This is a genomic window from Sandaracinus amylolyticus (assembly GCF_021631985.1).
GTDB lineage: Bacteria > Myxococcota_A > Polyangia > Polyangiales > Sandaracinaceae > Sandaracinus > Sandaracinus amylolyticus_A.
Map to the genome: position 1 here is coordinate 589,224 of NZ_CP070225.1, position 25,818 is coordinate 615,041.

Sequence of the window (25,818 nt, forward strand, 5' to 3'; positions counted from 1 at the left end):
GCGTCAGAGCCAGCGATCGAGCGCGACGTCGATGACGTCGTCGAGCTCGTCGAGCATCGTCTTCGTGCGAATGCTCGCGATGCGCTCTTTCTTGGTGTCGCGCCCGACGCCCTGCGCGCGATCGAGATCGCCGCTCCGGATGCCCATCGCGTAGCGCCAGAGCAGGTCGGCCTCGGCACCGGTCAAGCGATGCCGTCCCGCGAACTCGTCGATCTTTCGATGACAATGCAGCGCGCGTTGTTCGCAGTAGGCGAAGAAATCGCGGCCGAGGTCTCCGAGCTGACCGTTGTCGCAGCTGAAGATCCCTCCGGTCGATCCGGGCCATCGTTCGTCTTCGAGGCCAACGAGCAGGATCGGCATGCGCCGTGACGTCGCTCGAATGCGCTCGACCGCTTGAATCGAGCGCTCGCACGCCGTCCGCTCGACGACGACTCCGACGATCCCCCGTCGGCGCAGGAGCGCGGCCGTCAAATCGTCCAGATCGCCCGCCGCGCGTACATCGAGCCCGGATGGGCTCGTCGGCAAACACGCGGGCGGGATTCCTATCGTGACCGCCTCGCACTGGATTGGCTCCAGCACGTGTCGGACAGATCGAGCGCGGAAGACGCCGGAGATCGGTGGTTGCAGCTTCGGACGCGGCGCGGAGGAGGCTCGAGCGGACATCGTCGTCTCCTTTGCGGGGGCCGACCGTGACATGGGTGGCTGCACTCGTCTACCGAAGAAGCCCCCCACGAAGGGGGTGCACCGCCGGAGCCCCGCCGAAAAGATGCGGCCATGCTCGTCCGTCCAAGCATCGACGTTGCGTCCGCGCGCCGACAATTCCGGCTCCACCAGGTGAGCGCCGGCGTCGGTCGCCCAGCGGCCGCGTGGATCGCGTTGATCGCTGCGACGTGTGGTGCGTGCGCTGCGGAGATCCCGACGGACGAGATCGTCGTCGCCTTCGATGCGGGTCCTCCGGCGCCGTCCTGTGACGGCGGCGGTTGTGCGACGCTGGGCGGCACGACACCGGGCTGCGACGGCTGCGTGAGCGACGCGTGTCAGGTCGCGACGTGTGACGGAGTTTGGTGCACGCGTCGAGACCAGGCAGACGGGACGACGTGCCCGAGCGGGATCTGCGTCGCCGGCGCCTGCGTCGCACGGCGATGTGGAGACGGCTTTGCGGAGCCGGGGCCCACGCCCGCCCGGGAGCCTTGCGACGACGGCAACAACGTGTCGGGCGACGGCTGCTCGGCGACCTGCGTACCGGAGACGATGTCGCTCTCGCCGAACCAGGCGGCGCGCGTCCGGCCCGCGATCGCCGTCGACGGGCGGGGCGCAGCCCTGGTCGTGTGGACGATCGAGCTTGCGCACGAGGACGCGCGCGAGATCCGTGCCCAGCGATTCGAGGTCGACGGTAGGCCGATCGGAGGCTCGTTGCTCGTCGCGCGGATCGCCGGACGCGGCAGCGACCTGTCGTTGGCCGCGGCGGGCCGACCAGAGGCGGGGTGGGCGATCGCTTGGTCCGCAGCGGGCGCGGACGGCGACGGCCTCGGCGTGCGCGCAGCGTTCGTTTCGGAGACCGGCGTGATCGGTGGGTCGTTTCCTGTGAGCGCGGGAACGGAAGCAAACGGTGATCAGAGCGCGCCGAGTGTTGCCTGGTATGCCGACGGACTGGTCGTCGCGTATGTCGATCGGAGCGCTCCCGCCGAGAACGGTGCGATCGGACGCGTGCTCGTACGCGCATTCGACGAGCGAGGCGTGCCATTCGCGCCGAGCGCCGAGCTCGTCTCCACTGCGAACCGTCCCGTAGGCGAGCCGTCGCTCACCGTGAGCGGGCTCGACGTCGTGATCGCGTGGTCGGAAGGACCCGATCCCAACGATCCGGATCCGGCGTTCGTGTCGCGCGTCCTGTTGCGGCGGGTCGGGTTCTCCGGATTGCTTGCACCGCTCGTCGTCGCCGAGCCGTTCGCTTCCAGCGCGGCCCTCGCCTCGCTGGACACGGGAGATGTCGTTGCGGCGTGGGTGACTCGTGTCGGAGACCCACGTGGCAACATCGAACTGCGCACGTCGAACGCTGAAGGGCTCGGCGCTCCTTTGGTCTTCGCATCGACCGGGGAACCTCCTCGCGTCCGCCCGCTGGGGCAGGGTGCTCCTGTCGTCGCCGGCCTTGCCCAGGGCAGGTGGCTGGCGGCGTGGGAAGAGGAGGATGGCGTCGCGACGATTGCGTTCGCGCAGAGCGCGGGGGGGGTCGAGGATTCCGATTTGTCGCGTCTCCGCGATGAGCTCAGTGAACGCAGCACATACGCGGTCGCGATGTCCAGGGCTCCGCGCGGAGTCTGGGTCGCGTGGCTGGAAGACACGATCGGTGTCCAGCCGCCCGCCGACGCGGGAGCGGGAGTCGATGCCGGCGTCGCCGACGTGCGTGCGGGACGGGCGCTCCGCGTGCACCTGCTGCCGTACCCGGACCTCTGTCGGCGCTGCGGGGGTCAGACCCCGATCTGCGACGCAATGGCGGGTGAGTGCTCCGAATGCGCCGCCAATCACCACTGCCCTTCTCTTCAAGGTGCCGAGGCGACGTGTGTCGACGGTGTGTGTCAGTACGCGTGCGAGCCGGGGCTCGCCGATTGTGACGGCAACGAGACCTGCGAGACTCCGCTCGGCACGCAAGACGACTGCGGCGCCTGCGGTGACGCGTGCTCGACGACGGAGGAGTGCAACGCAGGTTCCTGCGAGTGCGTCCCGGGCACGACACGCTGCGACGGCACGTGTCAGTACCTCGATTGGAACGACGAACACTGCGGTGCGTGCGGTGTGTCCTGCGCCGGCCTGCCGGGAACGGAAGAGTCGTACTGTCACACCGGGAGCTGCGAATACGCCTGCGAGAGCGGCCTCGGCGATTGCGACCTCGACTTCGAGAACGGATGCGAGACGGACGTCGCAGGCTCGGACCCCGAGCGCTGTGGCTCGTGCGGATACAGTTGCATCGGACAGGCCAACGCGCCCTACGGTGAGTGCGTCGGGCCCTTCGAGTGCATGCTCGAGTGCGCAAACACGTACGGCGATTGCGATGAGTACGCGCTGAACGGCTGCGAGACGCAGGTGACCACGAACGTTGCGCACTGCGGTGCCTGCGGTCGCGACTGCCGCGCCGGAGATCCTGCCACGCGGTGGACGTGGACGAGTGCGAGTTGCTCGGCCGGCTCCTGCGCGTTCACGTGTGTCGGCACGCGCCGCAATTGCGATGGTGACTACTGGGACGGCTGCGAGGTCGACATTTCGTCGAACGCCGGCAACTGCGGCGGATGTGGAATTTCCTGCACGGGGCGCCTGAACACGACCGGCGGCACGTGCAGCGCGGGGACGTGCAGCATCACGTGCAGCGGCTCGTACCGGAACTGTGACGGCGACTTTACCGACGGCTGCGAGGTCAACAGCGCCACGGACGCTCTGAACTGCGGAGCCTGCGGCGTTCGTTGTGCCGACCTGCCGCACGTGACAGCGAGCACGTGCGCGTCCGGCACGTGCGGAGCGTTCGTCTGTGACACCGGCTGGGCGAACTGCACGACGGCATCCGGGTGCGAGACCGAGCTGGGTACTGCTCTGAACTGCGGCAGCTGCGGAGCTCGCTGCGACTGGGGTTGCACCGGCTCGAGCTGCAATGATGCGGTATCCGTGTCGGGGGGCCGCTGGCACACGTGCGCGATCCGCGAGACGGGAGCACTCGTGTGCTGGGGATACAACGCCAGCGGTCGACTCGGGAATGGAACGACGACCTCGGCTTCGACGCCAGTGGCGGTCTCCACGCTGTCGAGCGGAGTGACCTCGGTCTCCGCGGGTCTCAACCACACGTGCGCTGTCCGCACTGGCGCAGCGTGGTGTTGGGGATCGAACGCATCCGGGCAGCTCGGGGTGGGGAACACGACGGCCAGCTCGACCCCTGTGACGGTATCGGGTCTCGGAAGCGGTGTCGTCGACGTAGCCGCTGGCGGGAGCCACAGCTGCGCAGTCCGGTCCAACGGCACGGTGTGGTGTTGGGGCAGCAACTCCGCCGGTCAGCTGGGTAACGGCACGGCGAATTCGACGATTCCGGTCCAGGTGACTGGGATCACGACGGCAACTGCAATTGCGGTTGGAAACAGCCATAGCTGCGCTCTGCTCTCAACCGGCGCGGTGCGATGCTGGGGGTTGAACTCCTCCGGACAGCTGGGAGACGCGTCGTGGAACAGCAGCACCACACCGGTATCGCCCGTGCTCTTCGAGAGTATCGCCTCGATCAGCGCAGGCACCAACCACTCCTGCGCTGTCGCGACGAGCGGCAAGCTGTGGTGCTGGGGGGCGAACCTCTACGGCCAACTCGGGTTCGGCGACACGGTAGACCGAGCGTCGCCGATCGCGCCCTTGTCGTCCGGCGTCGCGCGCGTGAGCGCCGGGAACTTTCACACCTGCGCTCGGCTCACGACCGGCGCGGGCAGGTGTTGGGGACACAACGAGTTCGGCCGGCTGGGGGACGAAACGGAGACGCAATCGTTGACGCCCACGCCGGTGGTGGGGCTGTCCGGCATCAGCGTGATCGCTGCCGGCGGAAACCACAGCTGCGCCGTGCTGACCAGCGGAGCGATCCGCTGCTGGGGTCGCAACTACGACTACGAGCTCGGCGACGGAACGAACATCAATCGACTCCAGGCGACGGCCGTTGCAGAGCCGTGAGAGAGCTCCGATGAAGACTCACGCTCACTCGCTCGTGTCTCGAGCTCTCTCGGCGGGGCTCGCGACGCTGCTGTTCTGGACGCCTCTCGCGCCGCGCCTCGCACAGGCGCAGGAGATCGAGATCTCGGAGGAGGAGCAGCGCGCGATCCGCGAGGCCGCGTACGACCGCCAGCCCGAGCTCGACGAGGCGCACCTCGAGGACGTCGAGCTCGACACCGACGCCGAGCACGAAGGGCCGCCACCGAGCGAGACCTCGAGCGGCGCACCGCTTGCGCTCCCGGGGGGAGACACACGCACGGCGGTCAATCCTCAGGCGATCTCGCTGCCGACGGCCGAGGGGTCGATCGAGGGCATGGGCGAGTCGTTCACGCCGAACCTGAGCTCCGGCACCGGGAGCTTCGGCGTGCCGATCGCAGTCGCGCCGGGTCGCGCAGGCGTGCAGCCGAGCTTCTCGCTCGCGTACGCGACGAGCGGTGGAAACGGACCCGTCGGCTTCGGTTGGTCGCTCTCGGCCCCCTTCATCTCGCGCCAAGTCGATCGCGGTGTGCCGCAGTACGACGATCGGCTGCGATGGCATCGCGGCGAGGACCGCTTCATCTACAACGGCGGTCAGGAGCTGGTTCCCGTCAATTCGGGGGTGATGGCGCGAGTCGATATGGAGTCGTCGACCGCGATGCCGACGTTCCCGGACGGCGTGACGGATCAGTGGCAGGAGTACCGCGCTCGCGTCGAGGGCGGATTCATGCGCTTCTTCCGCGCCCCCGATTTCACGCGCTGGGTCGTGCTCTCGAAGGACGGTAGTCGCTTCGACTTCGGGCGCGTCAGCGTCGGGCCGAGTGAGATCGTCAGCGGCTCGGTGAACGCGCTGGAGCGAGATCCCAGCGCACCGAATCGCGTGTATCGCTGGATGCTGACGCGGATGGCCGACTCGCACGGCTCGCCCGTGTGGTACCGGTACCAGCAGCACGAGAACAACGCGTACCTACAAGACGTCACGTACGTCTCGCCGCACGGGTGCGCCGTCGGGTCGGCCGACGACAACGCCGACTGCACCGAGAGCCTCGGCTCCTATGCGTCGCGCGTCGCATTCGAGTACGAAGTGCGCCCCGACGTCTTCGACACGTGGGTGAGCGGCTGGCGAATCGCGACGCCACGGCGCCTCGCGCGTGTGGTGGTGACTGCATGGGATGACGGGCTCGGCGAGCGCGCGCTCGTGCGCCGATATCACCTCTCGTATTCGAACGATGGATTCCACTCGATGCTCACTTCGGTGCAGCTCGAGGGGCGTCCCGACGCGGAGAACGAGTGGGGCGTGCGAGTGCTCGGTGACCCGGTGTCCGAGCGTAGCCTCGGCCCGAGCCCCGTCGGTCCGATGCTCCCGGCGATGCGCTTCGACTACACGCCGGTTCCGCCTGCGCTCGATGGGACCGTGCACGACGTGATCGGCAGTCCGCCGCACTCGGTCGACGAAGCGCGAAGCGATCTGTTCGACGTCAACTCCGACGGCCTGCCGGACCTCGTGGTGACCGACCCCGCGCGCTATCGAACGCGCGACGGGCGCCCCGCGGCGGGTGTGTTCTTCAATGGATTCCGCGGCGCCGCCGCAGCGCCCGCCGAGACGGCGGCGCAGTTCAGCGCGGCAGTTCCAGTCGCGATCCCGGCTGGGATGGACGCTGTGATGGCGCTGTCGAATCCGAACGTCGCGCCGATGGACATTGACGGCGATGGGCGCAGCGACCTGCTCCACATGCCGCGGCAGCGCACGTACGGCTGGTTCTCACCGACTCGCTCCCCCGAGGGTGAGGGCGAGTTCTCGCCCGCCTCGCAGGGATGGCAGTGGAGCTACGAGCAGGTCCGCCTGCCCACCACCGACGCCGATCCGCGCATCGATCTCGGCCGCGACGGCGCGCACATCCAGGTGCTCGACGTCAACAACGACCATCTGATCGATGTCGTCCGCACGACGGGCACCGAGATCCAGACGTGGCTCAACCTCGGCTGGCTCGACGGCGGGGAAGGGCGGTTCGGCTCGTATTCGTGGGGCGGTGAGACTGCCACGCTGAGCACTGCCCCGGTCCGCTCGTGTCTACCGGTCGCCGGCACCGTCTATGACTTCGAAGATCTCGAGTCGCGCCTGGGCGACATGAACGGCGACGGTCTGCAGGACCTGGTGCGCATTCGCCGTGGCCGCGTGATCTACTGGCCCGGTCGGGGTGACGGCAGCTTCGGGATCGGTGCTCGTGGGTGCGAGCCCGGCTTGATCAGTGATCGTCACATCGAGATGACGACTCCGCCGGCCGAGACCAACACCGAGCTCGCGGGCGTGTACCTCGCAGACATCGACTCGGACGGCACTGACGACGTCGTGCAGGTCCGTTTCGACGCGATCGACGTGTGGCTGAATCGCGCGGGGCGCGCGTTCGCTCAGCGCATCATCGTGCGCGGCGTGCCGGCGAATCCGGGATTCGCCAATCGCATTCGCCTGGTCGACATCGATGGATCGGGCACCGTCGATGTCGTCTACGGCACGGCGCACGGGTGGAGGTACATCGATCTCGTCGGAGGGCTCCGGCCGCGGCTTCTGGTCGGCGTCGAGAACGGCCTCGGTGCGCGAACCGAGCTCCAGTACGAGACGAGCGCTGTCGACTATCTACGCGATCTCCAGGCGTGCGAGACCGGTGACACGCGGAACTGCTTCACCTGGAACCAGCCGGGCGACCCTGGTGAGCGCCTGCTGACGCATCGCTCCGGTGGGTCGCCGGTGATCTCCACGGTCGTCCGCTCGATCACGACGACTGACCGGATGCACGTCTACGGCCTCGAGCCACAGCGCGCGACGCAGCGCCTGCACTACCACGACGCGTACTACGAAGGCATCGAGCAGGAGTTCCGTGGCTTCGGCGTCACCGACTCCTGGGCCATCGGCGACTGGAACAACCCTACGACGATCACGCGCACCTGGTTCCAGCAAGGCCGTCGTTCGCAAGCGATCGCAGCAGAGCGGCTCGAGCACAACCCCGACGAAGCGCTCAAGGGCCGCGAGTATCTCACCGAGACATTCGACGAAGACGGACGATATCTCGCCTCCGCGCATGCGACGCTCGCAGTGCGTCATCTCGCCGATGGGCTCGACGGTCGGCCGATCGACTACGCGTACGTCACCGAAGCGAACGAGTATCGATACGACACCACTCCGTTCACGCCGCTGACGGACGCGCGCGTCACGCTCACCGACGTCGAGTACCAGCAGACCGACGACAACGGCGAGGTTGCGATCGCATCCAGCCGAACGCATGAGGTGTCGATTCGCGGCGCGCGCTGGGCGCGGATTCGCACGACCTACGACGAGATCGACAACCTCGGTCACGTCCTGGAGCAGACCGCGCACGGCACGGTCGCGGTCGATGGAGGCCTGTCTGCCATCGACGAACCGATTGTCGCGCACACCGAGGTGACCCGGCTCGGTACGTGGATGTGGCGAACGCGACGCACGTGGGTGGACGGCCCTGAGAGCGTGGCGCTCGGCGAGACCACCGTTGAGTTCACAGAGGCCGGCGATCCTCGGTACACAGTCACGACGGTCACCGGCATCCCCGAGCTCGACTTCGAGGGGGAGTCGGACGACGAGGGCGATGCGCTCCCGTACGAGATCGCCGACGCCCGTGAGAACGCCGTCGCATCGGTCGCGTACGACTCCTGGGGGCAGCCGATTGCGCAGTGCGCCGGTGGGAATCTCGCCGGCCCGACGGGTACACCCCCCGACGTCTGCCTGCGGTACGGAACCGTCACGCGCGACACGCAGTTCGACCAGCTCGCCCTCGTCGAGCGCGCGTGGGTCGGGCGCGGTGCAACGGCGTACCTCGAGACGGAGGGCGTCTGGGACCGAGGGCTCGCGCTCCTGCTGAGCGCGGCAGCGCCGAACCACGAAATCTCCGAGATGCTCTACGACGGCTTCGGCCGTCCCGTCGCCGCGATCCCGCCGCCCGTCGACGGTTGCATCGAGGGCCATCCGACGACGCTGATCCGCTACGAGCTCACGACCGACCCCGAGAACGCGCCGCTCTCGCGTGTGCGCACGACCACGGTGCTGCGCGATGCGCAGAACTGCGAGGAGGCGAGCCCGGTCGAAGGAATGGGCTACGTCGACGGCCTCGGCCGCCCGCGCGCCGCGCTCGCCACGGGCGACGAAGCTCACGCGTGGGTCCGCAGCGGCATCACGACCTTCGACCAGAAGGGCTCGGTCCGTCGCACCTACCAGCCCGACTTCTACGACGGCTCCGAGAGCGATTTTGCGGCCGTCATCGCGCTGCCCTCGGACATTCCGTACGCCGTCACGCGTTACGACGCATTCGGTCGCGCGCGCGGCGTGATCGCCGAAGACGGCTCGACCGTCTGGACGAGCCATCACGCGCTCTCCACCGACGTCTGCGATCCGCTCGACAACGACCATTCGTCTCCGCACTACCGGACCTGCACCACGGCGCGAGTCGACGGTCACGGGCGCGTGATCGACCAGATTCTGCGCAATCGAGATCCCGACACCGGCGCGGACGAGCAATATCGACTCTGGACGTGGTACCGCCAGGACGGCGCCGTGCTCGCGCTGGCGCGCACGCAGCGCAACGCCTCGATCACGCGACCGGCGACTCTGCCGAGCCGTGATGCGATGACAGTCGTCCGGACATTCACCTACGACTCCATCGGTCGGCGCTGGACTTCGCACGACCCGGACACCGTCTCGCCCTCGGGAGCGAACTGGCGATACTTGTTCAATCGCGTCGGCGATCTCGCTGCAGTGCGCGATCCGCGCGGCTGCGGTCAGAACTTCTTCTACGATCTCGGCGGTCGACTCGTCGGCGAGCAGTACGTCAGCTGCGCCGAAGCTTCGTCGATGCGCGGAGAGCAACCCGTCGCGCAGCTCACGGCCGGCGCGACGGGGCTGGACGACGAGACCCCGGCGATCTCCGTCGACGTCCTCTACCACTACGACGACTACTCCGGTCTCGGCTGGAGTGACGACGCGCGCGGCGGTGATCTCGGCGATCCCGAGGACCCCGCGGTGCTCACGACGGTCGACGCGCGCGCCGTCGGTATGCCCACCGGCGTCGAGGATCGCGGCCAGCGATCCGTCATCAGCTACGACCGCCGCGGCAACGCGGTCTGGTCCGCGCGCCAGATGGCGTTCATCTCGAACGCCCCCGCGCTCGAGCCACCCCTACAGCCTCCCGGAGCCCCGCCGCCCAGCCCCGAAGACCCACCGCGTCGGATCGAGGCGCCGCAGGTCGGCGACGTCGCATACGACGAGGAGCACACCTACGTGCGCACGGCGACCTTCGATCACGCCGCGCGCCCGGTCTCGATGACGCTGCCGCGCGATCTCGACTGGGATCCGAACGGCGTTGATGAAGGTCCGGTCGTCCGAGGAGAGCTCGCGTACAACCGCCGCGGTCTGCCCGCGACTGCCACCGCCCGCATCGGCGAAGTCGTCCAGCCGATCGTCAGCGGCATCGCCTATGACCGTGACGGCGCCGTCCTCCAGACCACGTGGGGCGACGCGCGCCCCGGCCACGAGGCAACTGTCAGCCAGACTCGTTACGACCGCCGCCGCCGCCCCATTCGCTTCATCACCACCCGACAGCCCACCGGCCCCGAGCCGGCGGGCCCTGGCGAAGAGCCCACGCTCGCGGCAGTGAGCACCGTCGTCGACCAGGAGCTCGTCTGGGACGCAGCGTCGAACCTCACCGACATCGTCGATCACCGCGACGGCAGCGAGTGGCCCGCCGGGTTCCGTCCGCGCACGACACACGTCGACCACGACGCGCTCTATCGCGTCGTCGGCGCGTTCTTCGAGTACACGCAGCACGACCACCGACGCACGCCGGACGACGAGGCAACGGACTATCGCGACACCTACGCGGCGCTCCGCGGCGAGCCGGTGAGCGGCGAGGGCGATCCGCCTCCGACGGAGCCGCCTGTGAACGTCGACCCGATGTTCACCCGGCCCGCGCCGATGCTCCCCGAGAGTCCGCCGACTCGCGCCGTGAACATCACCTGGAACTACGATTTCCTCGGCAACAGCACCGAGTGGAACGACGACCAGGACAGCTTCTACGAGCGCAGCATCGGCGAGATCTCGAACGGCGTCGACGATCCGGCCCATCTCGCTCGTCCGAGCGCGCTCTATTTCGCGACCAACATCACCGCCGCGATCACCTCGACCCAGACCAACGCGGGCTGGCTCGAGGTGGCGTACGGCGAGGGCGGCAACGTCGTCTCGATGACCGTCCGCGCGCAATGCGGAGGACGTGATTCCGAGACGGCGTGCACGCCGGGCCCGGCAACGAACGACGACTTCGCCCGTCGAGACTCGCTCCGTCAGACCTGCGCGTGCGCGAGCGAGCAGCACTACGAATATCGCTGGGACGAGCTCAATCGCCTCGCCGAAGCTCGCCGATGGGATCGCTCGTCGACCGCGCCCACGTGGGAGCTGAAGGTCCGCCAACGCTACCGCTACGACGGCGCGAATCAGCGCACGGTGAAGCAGACGCTCGAGCCCGTCGGCGGCACCGAGGGTGAGCTCGGCAGCGGCGACGGTCTCGACCGCATCGCGCTCTACGTCCTGCCCGGCGACTTCGAGCGCCGCGGCCTCCAGCGCGGCGCGGGCGTGAGGTACGAGCCCGGCCCGTTCGGGACCGAGACTCAGTACCTCGTCGCCGGCGCGAGGCTCGTGTGGAGGCACGACAGCCTCGACCAGAGCGCGCACCAGAACCGGCGGATGACGGTCCCGCTCACCGACGTCATCCAAACCACCGCGGCGACGCTCGACCTGGCCAGCGGCGACATGCTCGAGGCGAGCACGTATTACCCGAACGGAGCACGGGAGACGCTCCTCGCGGATATTGACGATCCGAGCGCGGCGGAACCCACGGGGTTCACCGGCAAGGAGGGGGACGAGGAAGTCGGGCTCAGCTACTTCGGTGAGCGCTATCTGATTGCACGGCTGGGGCGGTGGGCGAGTCCTGACCCACTGCACACGCACGCAAATGGGGGTGGAGAGGCTCTCAATAGCTTCCACTACGTTGCGGGTCGATCGGCGACGGGCATTGACACCCTGGGGCTGCAGGACGCGCATGGGCAAGGGCAGGAGAGTCAAGAGCAGCAGTCCACTGCCCGGCGGACCGACACCGCTCCGCAGGCACAACCGCAGGCCACAGCGCCACGACAAGCCCCCACTTCCGGTCGCCAAGTGTTCCTCGTGTTCCGTCCACGCGATACGCGGCCGCGCGATACGGAGCAGGTCGCGTACGAGCTGGAGGTTGCGCGAGGAAACTACGCCTTCGCGCAGCAGTGGCGCGCTGTAGATCCGTCGCGGCGTGAGATCGTCGTAGTGCGCGCATCCGGCTCGCGTGTGTTTCCAACAGTTGCCGAGGTCACAGCGGGATTCGAACGCGCAGCAGCCGCCGCCGGAGCCGGGGGCGAGGTGATCATCGCACTCGGGCACGGTCTGCCGGGCATGGTCCAGCTGCAACCGGGGGATCATGCGTCACGACCCTGGTCGCTCACTGAGCGGACTCTGATGCCGCCCGATGATCGCGGGCGGCGTCTCGATTCGACGGAGGAGCAAACGGCAGGGCTCGAACGGATCCGAGCTGCTACTCGTGAGCACCAGCTGTCGCGTATCACGCTCTTTTCGTGTGAGGTCGGGCAGGGGGCATCGCCGATGCCGTCCGCGCTGGCCCGGTACCTTGGCGTGCCGATTCGTGCCGCAGTTCACGACATCGCCACCGTTCGCCTGCCCACCGAGGCCGGCGGAACAGAAGGCCGCCTCGCAGCACGTGTAAGGATTTACGAGAGCGATCGCAGTGGTGTCCCAGTGCGAGGCGACCGCCCTTCGACGTACTCTGAGGACGACATGGAACGAGTGATTCGATGGCGTGTGTTCGATGGAACCTCGAGAGGATCGCTCTGAGAGCGTCGGTCACGGGGCGCGACGGCGCGACGACTGCGCCGTTAGCCTGGGTCCTCTCCAGGCGGCATGCGCCGATTGCTCGTCCCTACAGGATCGTCGCTATCCGTTGTGCGGGCTCGCTCGCGATCCTCGTGCGAGTGGCGCTCGCGGTGCTCGCGCTCGTCCCCCTGGGCTGTGGCGACCAGCGCGCCCGCCCGCCCTCCCAGCCCATCCGCGATCACCACGGGCCCTGGGCGACCGTCGAGGTCGGCAGCGATATCGTCTGCGCGCTCGATGAGGAGGGCGCCGCGTGGTGCGCGGGTTGGCGGTGGCGGCTTCCCGGACGATGTCAGGGGTCGTGGCGCCGCGCATCGCTCGACGTGCCTCTGTTCGCCATCGCAGTTCGAGAAGACCTCGCCTGCGGGGGAGCAACCAACGGGCACGTGTACTGCTGGGGCTGGGAGTGGTCGCTCACGACGGCGGCGATCGATTGCGAGCCTCCGGAGCTACGGCCGCGCGACGTGATCAACCATGAATCCGTCGACGTGGCGATCTGGCGATCCGGCGTCTGCTCGGCCGGATCATCCGAAGACGTGATCTGCCGCGTCGGGGCGGCCACACCCACCCCGATCCACGCGTCGCGAGAGCACGGGGGCACGGGCCTTCGACCGGGCACTCGCATCGAGGGCGGCGACGAGCACGTCTGCGCGGGCACGGTGGACCACTTCGGCTGCTGGGGGGGAGTATTCGGACCGCTGCCGGTGGCGGTTGAGTCGAATGTATCCGCGTGGTGCTCGAACACAGATCAGATCTGCGCCGTTCGCGACGGCTGGCTCGCCTGTGCCCCTCCCGAGGACGCATTGCTCGGGCTATCCAACCAAGCTCCCGTCGACGTTACTCCACTGCAGCTCGCGTGTGACGCTTCCGATGGGGGATGTCTGTTGGACGCGACCGGCACCGTGCACTGTTGGGGCAGTCTCTCACCGACATGCATCGCATCGACGGAATGTGACCCGGCGAGCCTCGTGACGATCGACCTTCCTTTGCGTGCGCGTGCTCTTTCGGCCGGCGCCGGGATGGCCTGCGCTATCGACGGGAGAGGCCGACTCTGGTGTTGGGGCGGCCTCGCGCACATATTCGGTGGTCCCCGCGCAGCCGCGATTCCGCAACAAATCGACTGAACGCCGCCCCCGTCCGGTCAGGAGCTTCCCCCGTAGGTCGGCATTGCAGTTGCCAGGTGGTCCAAGTCCTTCGCGACCTGGCCGACGCTGCGGTGGCCGACCTGACGCGATCGGCGGCTCGAGGATCTCGAGGACCAGCGCCTCGATCGGCGGCGCGTCGCCTCGCGCGACGCGCCGCTCGGCGAGCACCGAGAGGAACGCCTGGTCGCAGCTGCGAGACGGATCGCCCTCGAGCCCCGCGAGGCGGAGTACGAGCGAGATCGCGCGCGCGAGCGCGGCGCGCGCCGAGTCGGAATCGGTCTGCCAGCCCGGTGAGGAACGCTCGAGCGCGATCGCCTCGTCGACGACAGGCGGATCGGCGAGCCCATCAGCATCGCCGCGAGCGGGCTCGTCCTCGGCGTGCCGAGCGAGGGGAACGCGCGAGGGGAACGAGAGCGAGAGGTTCGGGAGATCGCCGTTCACCTCGATCACGAGCACCGGAATGCCGGCGTCCAGGGCCTCCTCGACGAGCACGGTGACGAGGCCCGTCTTGCCGCTGCCGGGACATGACGGGCCTCGATGTGTGCAGGTCACTCGGTCACGACGTGAACGGCGCGCGGCCACTGCCCGGTACCGGATCGATCGGCGTGACGGGCGTGGGGGTGAAGGTGGGGTCGGTCGGCGTGTTCCTCGTCGGCTGGGTGGGATTCGGCTGACCCGAGCTCGGCTGGCCCGCGCTCGACTCCGAGCTCGTGCCCCGGAAGCCGCGGCGCGCAGCGTAGAGCGAGGGCGCGATCTCGTCGGCGTCGCCCTCGGACCAGCGCACGTACGTGAGCATGCGGCGGACCTGGTCGTAGACCGAATAGAGGTGGCTGAGCCGCGAGTGCTGAGCTCGGCCGCGGGCACGCGCAGCGCGCCGCGCTCACGCGCGTTCAGCGTGTCGAACATCTGCCTCGTCACGCGCTCGATCTCGACGAGGCTCTCCAGCGTGATCGACGTCTTGCCCGCGACCTCGGGGAGGATCGCGTGGACGAGATCGATGAGGGTCATCGTGCTCGTGACGAGGGGGCGATAGCCCTGGATGGGCCGGCCGGGATCGATGCGCGAGCGCGCGAGCAGCTTGCGGAACGCGAGGCTCTCGAGCTCGTTGATCAGGTAGCGGTGGAGCTCGGTCACGCGCGTCGCGCGCTCGGCCAACGCGGTGCCGCTCTCGGCGTTGGTCAGCTCGATCTCGGCCTGCAAGCACGCGTAGACGACACGAGCGGGCTCGGCTCGGCCGACGGCGTCGGCGGGACGGCGGGCTCGGGATTGAGAATCGGATCGGGCACGACGAACCTCCCGTCTCGGCGAGGTGATGTCGCCGAAGTGCCAGGCTCATCGCGCGCGGCCGGGAGGCGTTGCCTGGGTCGGCGAAATTGCCTCGAGCGACCGTGGAGACGCGCCGGGCCGACTTGGGTCGTCGAAGAACGCGGTGAAATCGCGCGAGGACGATCGCGATCGTCGCGCGGCGATTTCACGGCGCGGAGAGACGAGCGGAGTCGTCGATCCTGGATTTTGAGTCCAGGGATTGGCAATCGCGGTTGTCCTCGGGCGATTTCAGGTTGCCCGAGGTGGATTTCAAGTACGGGCGCGACGAGTGAGTGAGCTCGTCGTGTGGGACGCTCTGGGCCGCGCGTCGAAGGCTCGTGCAAGTCGAGATCAACGCCGCGGCCTGACAGCCGTGGCGCCGCATGTGGACGAGCGAGGGGTCGCGCCGCGCTGAGCGATCGCGTCTCCCGTCGCGTTGGCCGTCCGAGCGGCACCCAGACGACGTCGATCCCCACGAGACCGGCTCGTGCGCATCGCCTCGAGCGCGTGCACCGGCGGACGCCTCATGCGCGCGGCCGTCGGGCGCCATCGATATCGGAGAGGGCGGCCGACGCACGCGTCGCGCGGGCGTTGTCCTCGGCGCCGTGGCGGTCGACCGCGGCGCCCACTCTTGTCGCGATCGTGATGCATCCGATGTTCCCGATGTTCCGCAGAGGCTGCTGGCGGGCTCGCCCCAGGTCGGCGTGGTCATGCCCGGCGCGCATCGACCGCGTGGAGCGCCGGCGAGGCGCGCGATGCCGCGTGGCCAACTAAGAGACCACCCCCGATTCCCCCCACGCGGGGGGTGATCGCGAGCCCCATGCCCCGCACGATAACGGACGATCGGATGCGCGCTCAGCTACTACCGTTCTTGGCGATCGCTGTCCTCGGCACAGTCGGCTGCGGCGAGCACCATATGTTCGGGCCAGACGCAGGCCGCCCCGGAGAGCGCGATGTCGGCCCCGAGCGGCTCGACTCGGACTCGGACGGTGTCGATCGCGCCGTCGATTGCGATGATGGCGACCCTCTCGTCGGGAGCGTCGCAACACGCGAGTGCACGAGCACCTGCGGCGTCGGCACCGAGCGCTGCCATGACGGCGCCTGGACGGCGTGCGACGCGGAGACCGACTGCGAGTGCGCAAGCCCGGGCACGAGCAGGAATGTTGGTTGCGGCCGCTGCGGCGTCGCAGCGCAGACCTGCGGAGAGGATCGGCGCTGGTCGGTGCTGGGCGAGTGTCTGAACGAGGGCGAATGCAGCGAAGGACAGACTGAGACGGACCGGAGTCGCTGCGGTGAGAGCCGCCGAGCTTGCGACGCGACGTGCTCGTGGGGCGATTGGGTCGTCGTCGCGCCCTCCGGTGAATGCGAGCCGGGCGAGACGCGCGAGATCGATGGCGAGTGCCCAGCAGGCATGACGCGGATCGAGAGCTGCACACTCGCGTGCGGCTGGGAGAGCGCCGGCGACTGCGCGTTCCGCTGCGAGCGAGCTCCGCACACGAGCCTGAGTGGGGCGGACCCGGTATGTGTCCCGGCGGGGCCTTTCGTGCTCGGGGTCCACGCAGGTCCACTCGGTTCGCCGGAGTCGCCGGAGACCACGGTCGTTCTGTCCGAGTTCTACATCGATCGCTACCCGGTCACCAAGGCGCGCTACGAGCTGTGCCGCGCGGCCGGAATCTGTCCGGCTCCGGTTGCGGCAAGCGCCTCCGAGTACGACGCCCTCGCGCCTGGCGACGTCGTCCGACACGTGCCGGAAGGCGCCGAGGCTGCGTTCTGTCGGTGGGACGGCGGCGAGGTCGTGACCGAGTTCCAGTGGGAGAAGGCCGCACGAGGCCCGCACCCAGACCGTCGTCAGCACTCCTGGGGCGCCGAACCCAGCGCTGCCTGCAGTGCACATCCGGGACCCGAGTGTCCGGGCCTCCGCTTCGCGGCCGATGCATCCACCTTCCCGATGGCCGTGTCGCCGTTCGGCGTGCGAATGCTGGGCTCGCTGCGCGAGCGCACTTCGTCCGAGTACACGCCGCGAGGGTATCGCTGGATCTCTGACGGTCAGGTCGACCCAATCGCTGATGAGCTCGGCGACGTTCGGACGCTCCGCGGTTTCACGTGGGACCGCGGCTCGACGACCACTCGTTCGGCACTCGTACGGCAGTTCTCTTTCGAGTCTTGGGCAGGGATCCGCTGTGCGTATTGACGTGCCTGATCGGCATTCGCGCTATCGCGCGATCCTCGTGGCGGCCGCAGTCGCGCTCGCGGGGCCATTGACCTTCGTCTCGCCCGCCGCCGCCTATCGAACGTCGGCCGACCTGGCGGAAATCGATGAGCCCGCCGCGTGGGCGCCAGCCACGATCCCACTCGTGGTCGAGCAGCGGTTCGGAGCTTTGACGACCGACGACGTCCGGCGATTGCTGGCGAGCTCGTTCGGGATCTGGGAGGGCTCGAATTGCTCCGGCCCGCACGTGCGATATGCCGGGAGCGCCCCCACCGCAGCGCGACTCGGCGATGGTTACAACACGATCGAGTGGGTCGCGAGCGATTGGACTCTGCGCGGATTGGATCGGGATGCCGCCGCAACGACGGAAATCAGCTACGCCAGGGTAAGTGGCCGATGGGAGATCGTCGAAGCCGATATCCTCGTCAACGCCGAGTCGTACCGTTGGTCCTACGACGGCTCCGTGCCCGGAACACGTTCGCTCGCTGCGGCTCTTGCGCATGAAGCGGGGCACGCACTCGGACTGCTGCACCCATGCGAGCCGGCAGCTGCCGGAGGCGCACCGATCTGCACTGCCAGCCACACCGGTGCGCTGATGCATCCGCTGTATCAGGCACGCGTGGAGCTCGGTGCAGACGACGTCGCGGGGTTCTGTAGCCTCTACCCACCGCGAAGTTGCGACGGCGTGACGTGTTCGCCTGGCCAGGTCTGCGAGTACGGTAGCTGTGTCGACCCATGCGCTGCAGTTCGCTGCGACGAGGGCTCCGTCTGCATTCGTGGCGTCTGCGAGCTCTGCGTCGAGCCTGGATGCGGTGCCCCTGTGTGTGCGACCGATCGCGATTGTGCCGCGGGCTCGATCTGCGTGGACGGACAATGTCGCACGTACGGTGCAGCTCTCGTCGGAGACCCGTGCCTCACTGGCGACGAGTGCGCGAGTGCAGTCTGTGGATTGGACGGCGCGTGCACGACGCACTGCTCCGACGCGACTGGATGCGATTCGGGATCATGCGACGAGGCGGCGCGTGAATGCGCGCTCGTTCGTGGGCCGCTTGGCGCGAGCTGCAGCATTGGAAATGACTGCCTCAGTCGTCTCTGCTTGGTTCGCGAAGGAGCCGGCGTGTGCACTCGAGAATGTGGTGCGCATTGCCCCCCGGACTTCTCGTGTGAGCTCGTCCAAGGGCGTGCAGTCTGCGCTGTTCCACGCCCGTCGCCGCACTGCACGGCCTCAGTCTCTGCGACCCGGCCGCCGGAGTGGTGTTGGCTCTGCGTGGCGATGCTGATTGCTGTCTTCCGTCTCAGATCTCGGGTGGCGTAGGGAAAGTTAATGGCTAAGACGCGCTCAAATCTGCTTCTGTCCGGACTCGCCACAGCGCTTCTGTCGTGTGCGAGTCCATCGCCTGGCGAGCTGAGAGAGGGGGAGCCTGACGAGCGGTTCTCGCTTCGGCAGAACATTCGGCTCCTCGACGCGTCCGGGGCTGAAGTGGTCTACAGCGAGGAGGAGTTCTGGGAGGGGCTGCGTCAGCACTGCAGTCATAGCCTCCGCTCGCAAGCGCCCGGCGCGAACGCGTGCACTCTCGCGTCCAGCGCACAATGCGTCGGAACGCTGTGCGAGGCCGAGATTCAGCTCTGTCAGGCCAACACCCTTCTCGAGATCCGGGGCTTGCACGCCGAGCTTCGTCTCAGACTCCCTCCGCCCCGTTCCAGCGCGGGACCCGAGGCGGGCGTCGTCGATGCTGGCGCCGCCGATGCTGGCGTTGCACTGACGACATACTCGGTCCCACAGCAGACGGTGGGCACCAACGCGGTGCTCGCATGGTTCGCCCAGTACAACGCATCGAATGCAGCTTCGCATGCGGACGTCGGATTGAGCTGGTTGGAGACCGCGCAGTGTACACTACAGAGCTCGCAGCTGCTGTACGGACCGGTCGGCCAGGAAATGACGGTACGCGCCGGACTGGCCCACGTGCTGGTCGAGGCATATCACGTCTTCAGTGACGCGACCGACGCAGCGTCGAGTGACTTCCTTGCTGTCGCCGAAGCATCGTCCGAACAGTGGCCGCTGATCACCGTGCCACACGAGCTTGATGAGGCTTTCTTCCGAGCGATGTCCGCCACGAGCTTCGTGGGGCCGCTTCTCGCGCCGCTGTCGACTTCCCCCGAGGAGCTGTCTTTCTGCGCGGGTGAGCCGCCGGCAGGTGCCGCCTCGGTCGCGCTCGACCTGTTCCGACAGGCCGGCTTGAACCCGAGCCTCGTTCAGGCGTCGGGCGGCGACACGGAGTATGTCGCTCTCGGGAACTTCCCTGGAAGTCTGCGAAACAGACTCGCGGCTGTCTGGCATCGGCCGCAGCTGTCGACCACGTGGCCGGACGAGACGGATCCCGACCCACTCACAGGGCAGCAAGTCCTCGACGTTTGGGGCGTCACCCTCGGCGACCTCGACGTCGCGCGGCAGTATCTGCAGCACGAGCTGCGCGTGTTCCATCGGGATACGTCTATTACTGCGGCGGATGACGACGCATGGTTCGCTGCCGTCGGAAACGCTCCGACGCCGCTGCCGTTCTCGTTTCACAGCATGGCGGCCCGGCGTGCGATTTCGCCGGCGGGCGAGGCGACGATCGCCCCGCGGGGGATCTCTGGAATCGGTGTGCTGAACTGGGGCTGGGCGGGGATCGTCGACCAGCTCGCGAAGCTCATCCCGTACAGGCTTCGGTATCTGCCTGCGCAAGCGCTTGCTGACCCGGAAGTAGCCCGACCGCTGTCTGTGTTGCTCGCCGAGCTCGAGGATGTCTATTTCGGACAGCTCGAGCTCCGCGCCGCGACGACGCTCGATCAGACGCAGGCGACCCTCTACCTTCCGACCGAGCTGATCGAGCTGGACGATCTCCTCCTGGTCAGCGGCGAATCGGCGCTCGCGTGTCTGACGCGCGGAGATGTCGAATCTGTGCGGTGCACGTGGCCGGACGATGATGTCGTGAGCCCAGAAGAGCAGGTGAGAGACACGGAAGCCACCATCGCGAGTCTTCCTGTGAGGGTGGTGTTTCCTACCGTGCCTGCCTCCGATTGGCAGACGGTCTACCTCGTCCGGCTTCGCGCAGGTGGGATCCCCAACGTTCCCGGCCAGTACGAGCCGCTATTCGGGCGAGCCGCACCCGCGGCATGGGTGTCACTCGAGCAGCGTGTCAATTCCCCCATCGTCCCCGAGGCCGAGCGGCGACTGGGAGATCTGTTCTCTCCGAACTCTCGATCGTGTGATCGTGCCCAGGTGACCTGCACGGGCATTGCCACAGACGAAATGATCGCGCTCGAAGACGATCTGTCGGCTGACGGCGACCCCCGCGAAAGCTCGTGGCGGCACTACCTCGAGCTCGCGCGTAGCGCGGCGAACGAGGCCGACCTACTCGGCGAAGCTGTTCTCGAGGATGGGCTCAGCATCGATCAGCGCGCCGAGCTCGCGACTCAAGCGCTCAGGGAGATCTGCGGAGCGAACGTCGATATCGATCCCCTCGCCGAGATCGACGTCTCGGAGCTCCGATCCCCGACCGCGTGCCCGGATGGTACCGGCTGTCCGGAAGGTTACGTCTGCGAGGATCGCACGTGCGTCCGAGATCTCGTCGATCTGGTGGGCCGGCGCCCGGAACCCGAGTTCCAGCGTCTCGCTGCGTGCCTCGCCCCTTCCGAGGTGGTCGATCTGGTCGCCGTGGGGGATCACCCGGTGTGCGTCTGGCACGAGATCGGGAACCCGAACGCGGTCTGCGCCGGTCCGCGCGGACCTCTTGGATGTCCTTTCGAGCCGATACCGGCCCCGCCGGGAACCACCGGGACGCTGGCTCAACGATGCCCCGTTCCGGATCCCGCTCTCTACACGCCGCTCCTCATCGAGGGTGACAATCTGCTCGGGTTCGCGGCACCGGATGCCGAAGAATCCACGCGCGCTGGTGGGGTGCCGCCCTGCGCCGCGATACGAGCGTTCCGGTCTAGTGCGGCCGGTGCCGAGCGAACGCGCGCACTCTACGAGATCCTGTTCTCGGGGTTCTTCAAGGCGCCCAACGCTCTCCAGGCCATCGGGGCGAGCGTGTCTTGGCGCGCGCAGCCGCGCGACTTCAGCACGCTGAGCGTGGGCGGCGAGCCGCGCATGACAACTGGAGATTTCGTCGAGGGCGTGCCCGAGCCCGAGATGTGGCCGTGCGCTCCGCACACGACCGAGCCTGCCGGATGTGAGGGCGCTGGGCACGGGCTCTTCTGCGACACAGTGGAGTGTGCGGACGGGCAGCAGCGGGCGAGTTACAACGACCGACTCGCTCGGGCGGCAATTCTCGCGCGCCTTCTCACCGGCAATGACATGTCCGGGTTTCGATTGCCGTCGTATCCGCGCTTCGATGCCGACCAGGGCACGCAGTACGCGTTCGGAGGGCGTGTGACGCACGTTCTGGAGAGCCGAGGCGCGCTGCTGCGGACCAGCCCTTCCATCGGCGACGGCCAGTTCTATTTCGGCACGGGTGGTGACGACCCTTACGAGATCTCGTTCGCAGTGCCGTTCGTGCCTGCTGCCTTCGACGGTTTGGACTATCGCGTCTACGCATACTGCAATGGTGGTTCCGCATCGCCTTTGTGGCGTAGCCGCGTCGGTGGTGTTTTGGTCCCGATGGGTGATCGCGTCGACTGTCGAGATCCTGTCGCGTTCTACGATGTGCCGAGTACGCCGACTGAACGGAGTGCTCAACCGCAGGTCGCCGAGTTCTGGCGAGACTCTCTCGCACGCGCGCTGGTCGGGGCGCTGGACGCACCCGAGAGCATCCTTGTGCTTCCGACAACACTAGCGCCGCCGGTGACGGCGTCGTGCCTCACGGGCTCCGACCGGGGCAACCGTTCCGAATGCGAGTACTGCGTTACGGCTCCTTCCCTCACCGAGGATGAGGTCGACACGTGCTTTAGACTCTCACGCTACGTCGAAAATACCCTCGACGATCACTCCCAGAACCCGACCTACCTGGAGGACGAGAAGCTTCTCGCTCGTCACCGATGGATGGCGCTCGGCCCGGCTGGGAACGGCGCGTGGATCGCCCGCGAGGGTTTCACTGGTAACGACTTCCTCGACGCCGTCGAGCTCCTTTGTGAGGCAGGGAGTTCGCGTGCTGCGGGGTGCGATTTCGACCATCCTCCGGCCATTCGCGAGGCTGCGGACCTCCCGGTCGCCGGAGCCTTCGTTGGCTGCATCGCGAGAGAGATGGAACGCACCGCTGCTCTGACGGTGATGGCGCGTATGCCGCGCCGAGCAGTCGACGCCCTGCGCGAGCAGTCCAGCGTCGGCAGCTTTCCGGCGGTGGGTGGCAGGTACGGCGAGGAGCTGTCGCGATTGCGTGGTGCGCTCGCGGAGTTGGCGAGTGTACCGGGGCTCATTGCGTCCGAGGTTGCGCAGATGGGTTTTGACATCGAAACCGCGCAGGAGGAGCTCGCGCGTGCAAGGCTGACCCAAGAGAGCGCGGAGGTCGAGTTCCTCAGCTCGCTCTCAGACCAGGTGACCAGGTGCGGAACGGCCTATGCCGGTGCGCTCACCTCGGACCCGACCGCCGCAGCCGGAGGCGCGATCGCAGCGCAACTGGTGTGTGCGAACGCGTTCTCGCAGATTCAATATGCCGGACGGATCCAGGAGATTACCGAAGAATCCGCAGAGGGATCTGCACGGTCGACCATCGTCGATCTTCGGCGCGCCTTCTCCCTCCGCTCCGAGGCGCTGCGTGGGCTCGCGAGCCGGCTGTCGGTCGCTCTGGAGAACATCGACGCTGCTCTGGCAAGCCTGGAGAGTCTGCGTCAGAGTGGTCGGGCCGCGCTGGCGAACGCACTCTTTCTCAGTGGTGACGGTGCGCGCCGTGCTTACTACGTGAACTCGTTCATGCGCGTCCGCTACGACGCGCGACGAATCCGCTATGAGCGCGCCCGCGAACGCGCGATGCGTCTTGCGTTCCTTGCTCGGCGCGCGATCGAGCAGCGTCTCGGCGCCGATCTGGGCACGATGCACGACGACCTCGGAATCGTCAGCGCGCCGGCGGATTGGGTTGGCGACCTATGTACTTTGGACGGTATCGACTACCGGCGACTCCGAGACACCACGGATCTTCCGCGCGGCACGCTCGACGCGTCGATCTCGTTGAGCAACGGCTTCATCGGAGACTACGTCGATCGCCTCGAGCTGGTGTTCACGGCCTACGCGAATCGATATCCGTTCCGACCCGGTGCGTCGACGACAGTGTTTTCGCTCCGCGATCACGTGCAGAACGTGAGAGCCGTCTGCGAGCCCGATGAACCCGGAGTGAACCTCCTGTACCGAACGGACGAGCTCGCGAGCGAGGCGCCTTCTGGTAGCGGTGGATGGGAAGCTGTGGGCTGCAACGACGCCGGTGGTGCATGCGTCGCGGTGACGAGGCTCGATGACGACGCCGCGGACGGCGGAGTGGTCGGTTTCGGTCGGCCCCCCGCGTTCCGTGTCGCGTTCGGGCCGTACGGCGGGCAGGTTTGCGACGAAGCGGGCCAGTGTGCCGCTGCGTGTACAGCGTCGTCGTGTGTCTGCTCGCAGCCGGGATGCGACACCACTGCCGCCACGGAGTGGCGGCAGCTCGTGACGCTGGAGCCGGGTCGATACCGTATCTCCTGGTACGGCCGACCTGTCGGCGCGCCCTCGGAGGTAGACGCAGAGGCTGCGCTGGACCGGACTCGGTCGCTGTCGGGGGCCGTCGCGTTCGGGCCCGTGTCGTCCCGCGCTCTGCCGTCGGGCTGGCGAAGGTTCTGGCGCCTCCTCGAAGTCGCAGGGGTGAGTCCTGCGAGCGTTGTGGTGTCCATCGCGTCGCGGAATGTCGACGGCGGGCACGAGGCGATTGGAGCCGTGGACGTCGCCGGTCTTATGCTCGAGGACGTCAGTCACGCGATCGACTTCGACATCAGCTCTCGGTCCGCCCCTCCGCCGGAACCGTCGCCCTACGTTGGCACGAGGGGGGACACGCTCGCGTCGACGCTGCGAGCATGTGAGGATACGGATGGCAGAGTCTTCCGTGCCGAAGGGTGGAGGCGCGGCTGCGAACGCCTCTGCGCGGATGGCTTCGCGCGGGGTTGCTCTGCAGACGACACGGCAGAGCATTGCTATTGGGAAACGCAGTTCACGCTGTCCCAGCAGTTGATCGAGCAGAGTGATGTCTTCCGAAACGGTTCGTTCGCCGTAGGCAACTTCAACTATCGGATGGACAGTCTGGCAATCAACTTCGTCGGAACTGGACTTCGGGATTGCTCGAGGTCGGACACGCCGACTGCGTGCTACGGCACCGGCGTGATTCCGTTCAGCCTGACGCATGTCGGCCCGTACGAGGTCCGAAACCATTGGGGGCATACGTACGAAGCGCCGCTCTTCGCTGCTCGAGTCGAGCACGGTCAAGGCCTCGCCGCAGAGAGGTATCTGTCGATACCGCTTTCGTCGGCCGATCGCGCGCTCATCGACTCGGTCACTCACCATGAGTTCCGCGGGCGTCCGCTCGACGGCACCTACGTCCTGCGCATCTGGGAAGCCGAAGGCATCGATTTCGAACGCCTCGAAGACGTACAGATCAAGCTGGACTACTACTATTGGACTAGAGGATTGTAAGGACTGGACCGCCCAGGCGCACCAACTGGTGGCGCGCGAGGTGAACCATCGGGCCTCGCGCGCCACGGTGACAGAACCGACCGTCGCGCTCTCGGGCAGAGTTCGCGAGAGGCCGAGTCAGATCCCTGCGCCCGCCTCCAGCATGTCGGGCGCGTGCGCCCGCATGTGCACCGGCTCGGGCGCTCGCTCGGACGTGTGAACGATCAAGCTCGGTGCCGGCTTCTTCGGCGTCAGCTTCTGGATCGCGATTCCCATCGCGGCGCCGTACGCCACGTGCGCCGCGATCGCGTAGAGGTGCGAGCGCACCGGGTAGTGGATCGGCCAGGCCGCGAGCCTGAACGCGGGGAGCAGCAGGTCGTTGCTCGCGACCCACACCAGCGCACCGAACGCGGCTCCACCCAGGGGACCCGCGACCTTCGGGACCATCGCCGCTGTTGCGCCGTAGGCCGCGCCCCACGCGCCGCCGAACGCGTAGTGCACCGCGTGACCTGCGCGTGCTTTGTCGACCGGCAGCGGACGCTGCATCAACGCGGCGGCGCGTCGCGCGACCGTCTCGGGCGCGCTCTCTTCGAGCTGCTCGGGCTCGGGCGGGACGAACGCGTCCTCGGGCGGCTTGGGCGCGACGCGCGAGGTGAGCGCGAAGAAGACGTCCTGTGCGGCGCTGCCGATGATGCCGGCGGCCACGCCGCGCACCAGAGATCCGAGAGGGCTCGACATGGCGCGCTCAGCGCGTGCGAAGCGTGTGCCCGGGGCGCATCCTCGGCGCGATGGCTCGGCGCGTCGCGATCTCCGTCGTCGTGCTCGTCGCGATGGTCGCGGCGGGTGTGGCGTTGGTCCCCGT

Annotated in this window: 8 protein-coding genes; 4 read left to right on the forward strand and 4 right to left on the reverse strand. The window is 67.8% G+C overall.

The annotated features are described in order from the left end of the window. Positions 1-3: 3 nt before the first annotated feature. Positions 4-663: a hypothetical protein gene (locus I5071_RS02385; RefSeq protein WP_236520244.1), complete on the reverse strand. Its 660-nt coding sequence runs from the start codon at positions 661-663 to the stop codon at positions 4-6. 546 nt (positions 664-1,209) lie between these two features. On the opposite strand from I5071_RS02385, the gene I5071_RS02390 reads away from it, so the two are divergent. Next, positions 1,210-4,686: a hypothetical protein gene (locus I5071_RS02390; RefSeq protein WP_236520245.1), complete on the forward strand. Its 3,477-nt coding sequence runs from the start codon at positions 1,210-1,212 to the stop codon at positions 4,684-4,686. A 10-nt stretch (positions 4,687-4,696) separates the two neighbouring features. Next, entirely contained in the window at positions 4,697-12,655 is a 7,959-nt protein-coding gene (locus tag I5071_RS02395) for a SpvB/TcaC N-terminal domain-containing protein (protein ID WP_236520246.1), read from the forward strand. Between the two features lie 959 nt (positions 12,656-13,614). On the opposite strand, the gene I5071_RS02400 is transcribed toward I5071_RS02395, so the two are convergent. Both I5071_RS02400 and I5071_RS02405 read right to left on the reverse strand, forming a co-directional pair. Beyond that, a complete protein-coding gene (locus I5071_RS02400) occupies positions 13,615-14,328 on the reverse strand; it encodes a hypothetical protein (RefSeq protein ID WP_236520247.1) in 714 nt (237 codons plus the stop codon). A 64-nt stretch (positions 14,329-14,392) separates the two neighbouring features. Next, positions 14,393-14,632, reverse strand: a complete 240-nt coding sequence (locus tag I5071_RS02405) for a hypothetical protein (RefSeq protein ID WP_236520248.1) — start codon at positions 14,630-14,632, stop codon at positions 14,393-14,395. A gap of 1,380 nt (positions 14,633-16,012) precedes the next feature. Between I5071_RS02405 and I5071_RS02410 the strand changes: the two genes are divergently transcribed. Together I5071_RS02410 and I5071_RS02415 are read left to right on the forward strand one after the other, a co-directional pair. Continuing rightward, a complete protein-coding gene (locus tag I5071_RS02410) occupies positions 16,013-17,332 on the forward strand; it encodes a formylglycine-generating enzyme family protein (protein WP_236520249.1) in 1,320 nt (439 codons plus the stop codon). Between the two features lie 1,498 nt (positions 17,333-18,830). Next, positions 18,831-24,977: a hypothetical protein gene (locus I5071_RS02415; protein WP_236520250.1), complete on the forward strand. Its 6,147-nt coding sequence runs from the start codon at positions 18,831-18,833 to the stop codon at positions 24,975-24,977. Between the two features lie 117 nt (positions 24,978-25,094). Here I5071_RS02415 and I5071_RS02420 read toward each other — a convergent pair whose 3' ends face one another. Beyond that, positions 25,095-25,694, reverse strand: coding sequence for a DUF6789 family protein (locus tag I5071_RS02420; RefSeq protein ID WP_236520251.1), 600 nt, complete (start codon positions 25,692-25,694; stop codon positions 25,095-25,097). Positions 25,695-25,818 lie beyond the last annotated feature (124 nt).

What these genes read in the sequence shown, in the direction of transcription:
- I5071_RS02385 (WP_236520244.1), bottom strand. Translation starts at nt 663, where the DNA reads ATGTCCGCTCGAGCCTCCTCCGCGCCGCGTCCGAAGCTGCAACCACCG.
- I5071_RS02420 (WP_236520251.1), bottom strand. Translation starts at nt 25,694, where the DNA reads ATGTCGAGCCCTCTCGGATCTCTGGTGCGCGGCGTGGCCGCCGGCATC.
- I5071_RS02405 (WP_236520248.1), bottom strand. Translation starts at nt 14,632, where the DNA reads ATGCTCACGTACGTGCGCTGGTCCGAGGGCGACGCCGACGAGATCGCG.
- I5071_RS02395 (WP_236520246.1), top strand. Translation starts at nt 4,697, where the DNA reads ATGAAGACTCACGCTCACTCGCTCGTGTCTCGAGCTCTCTCGGCGGGG.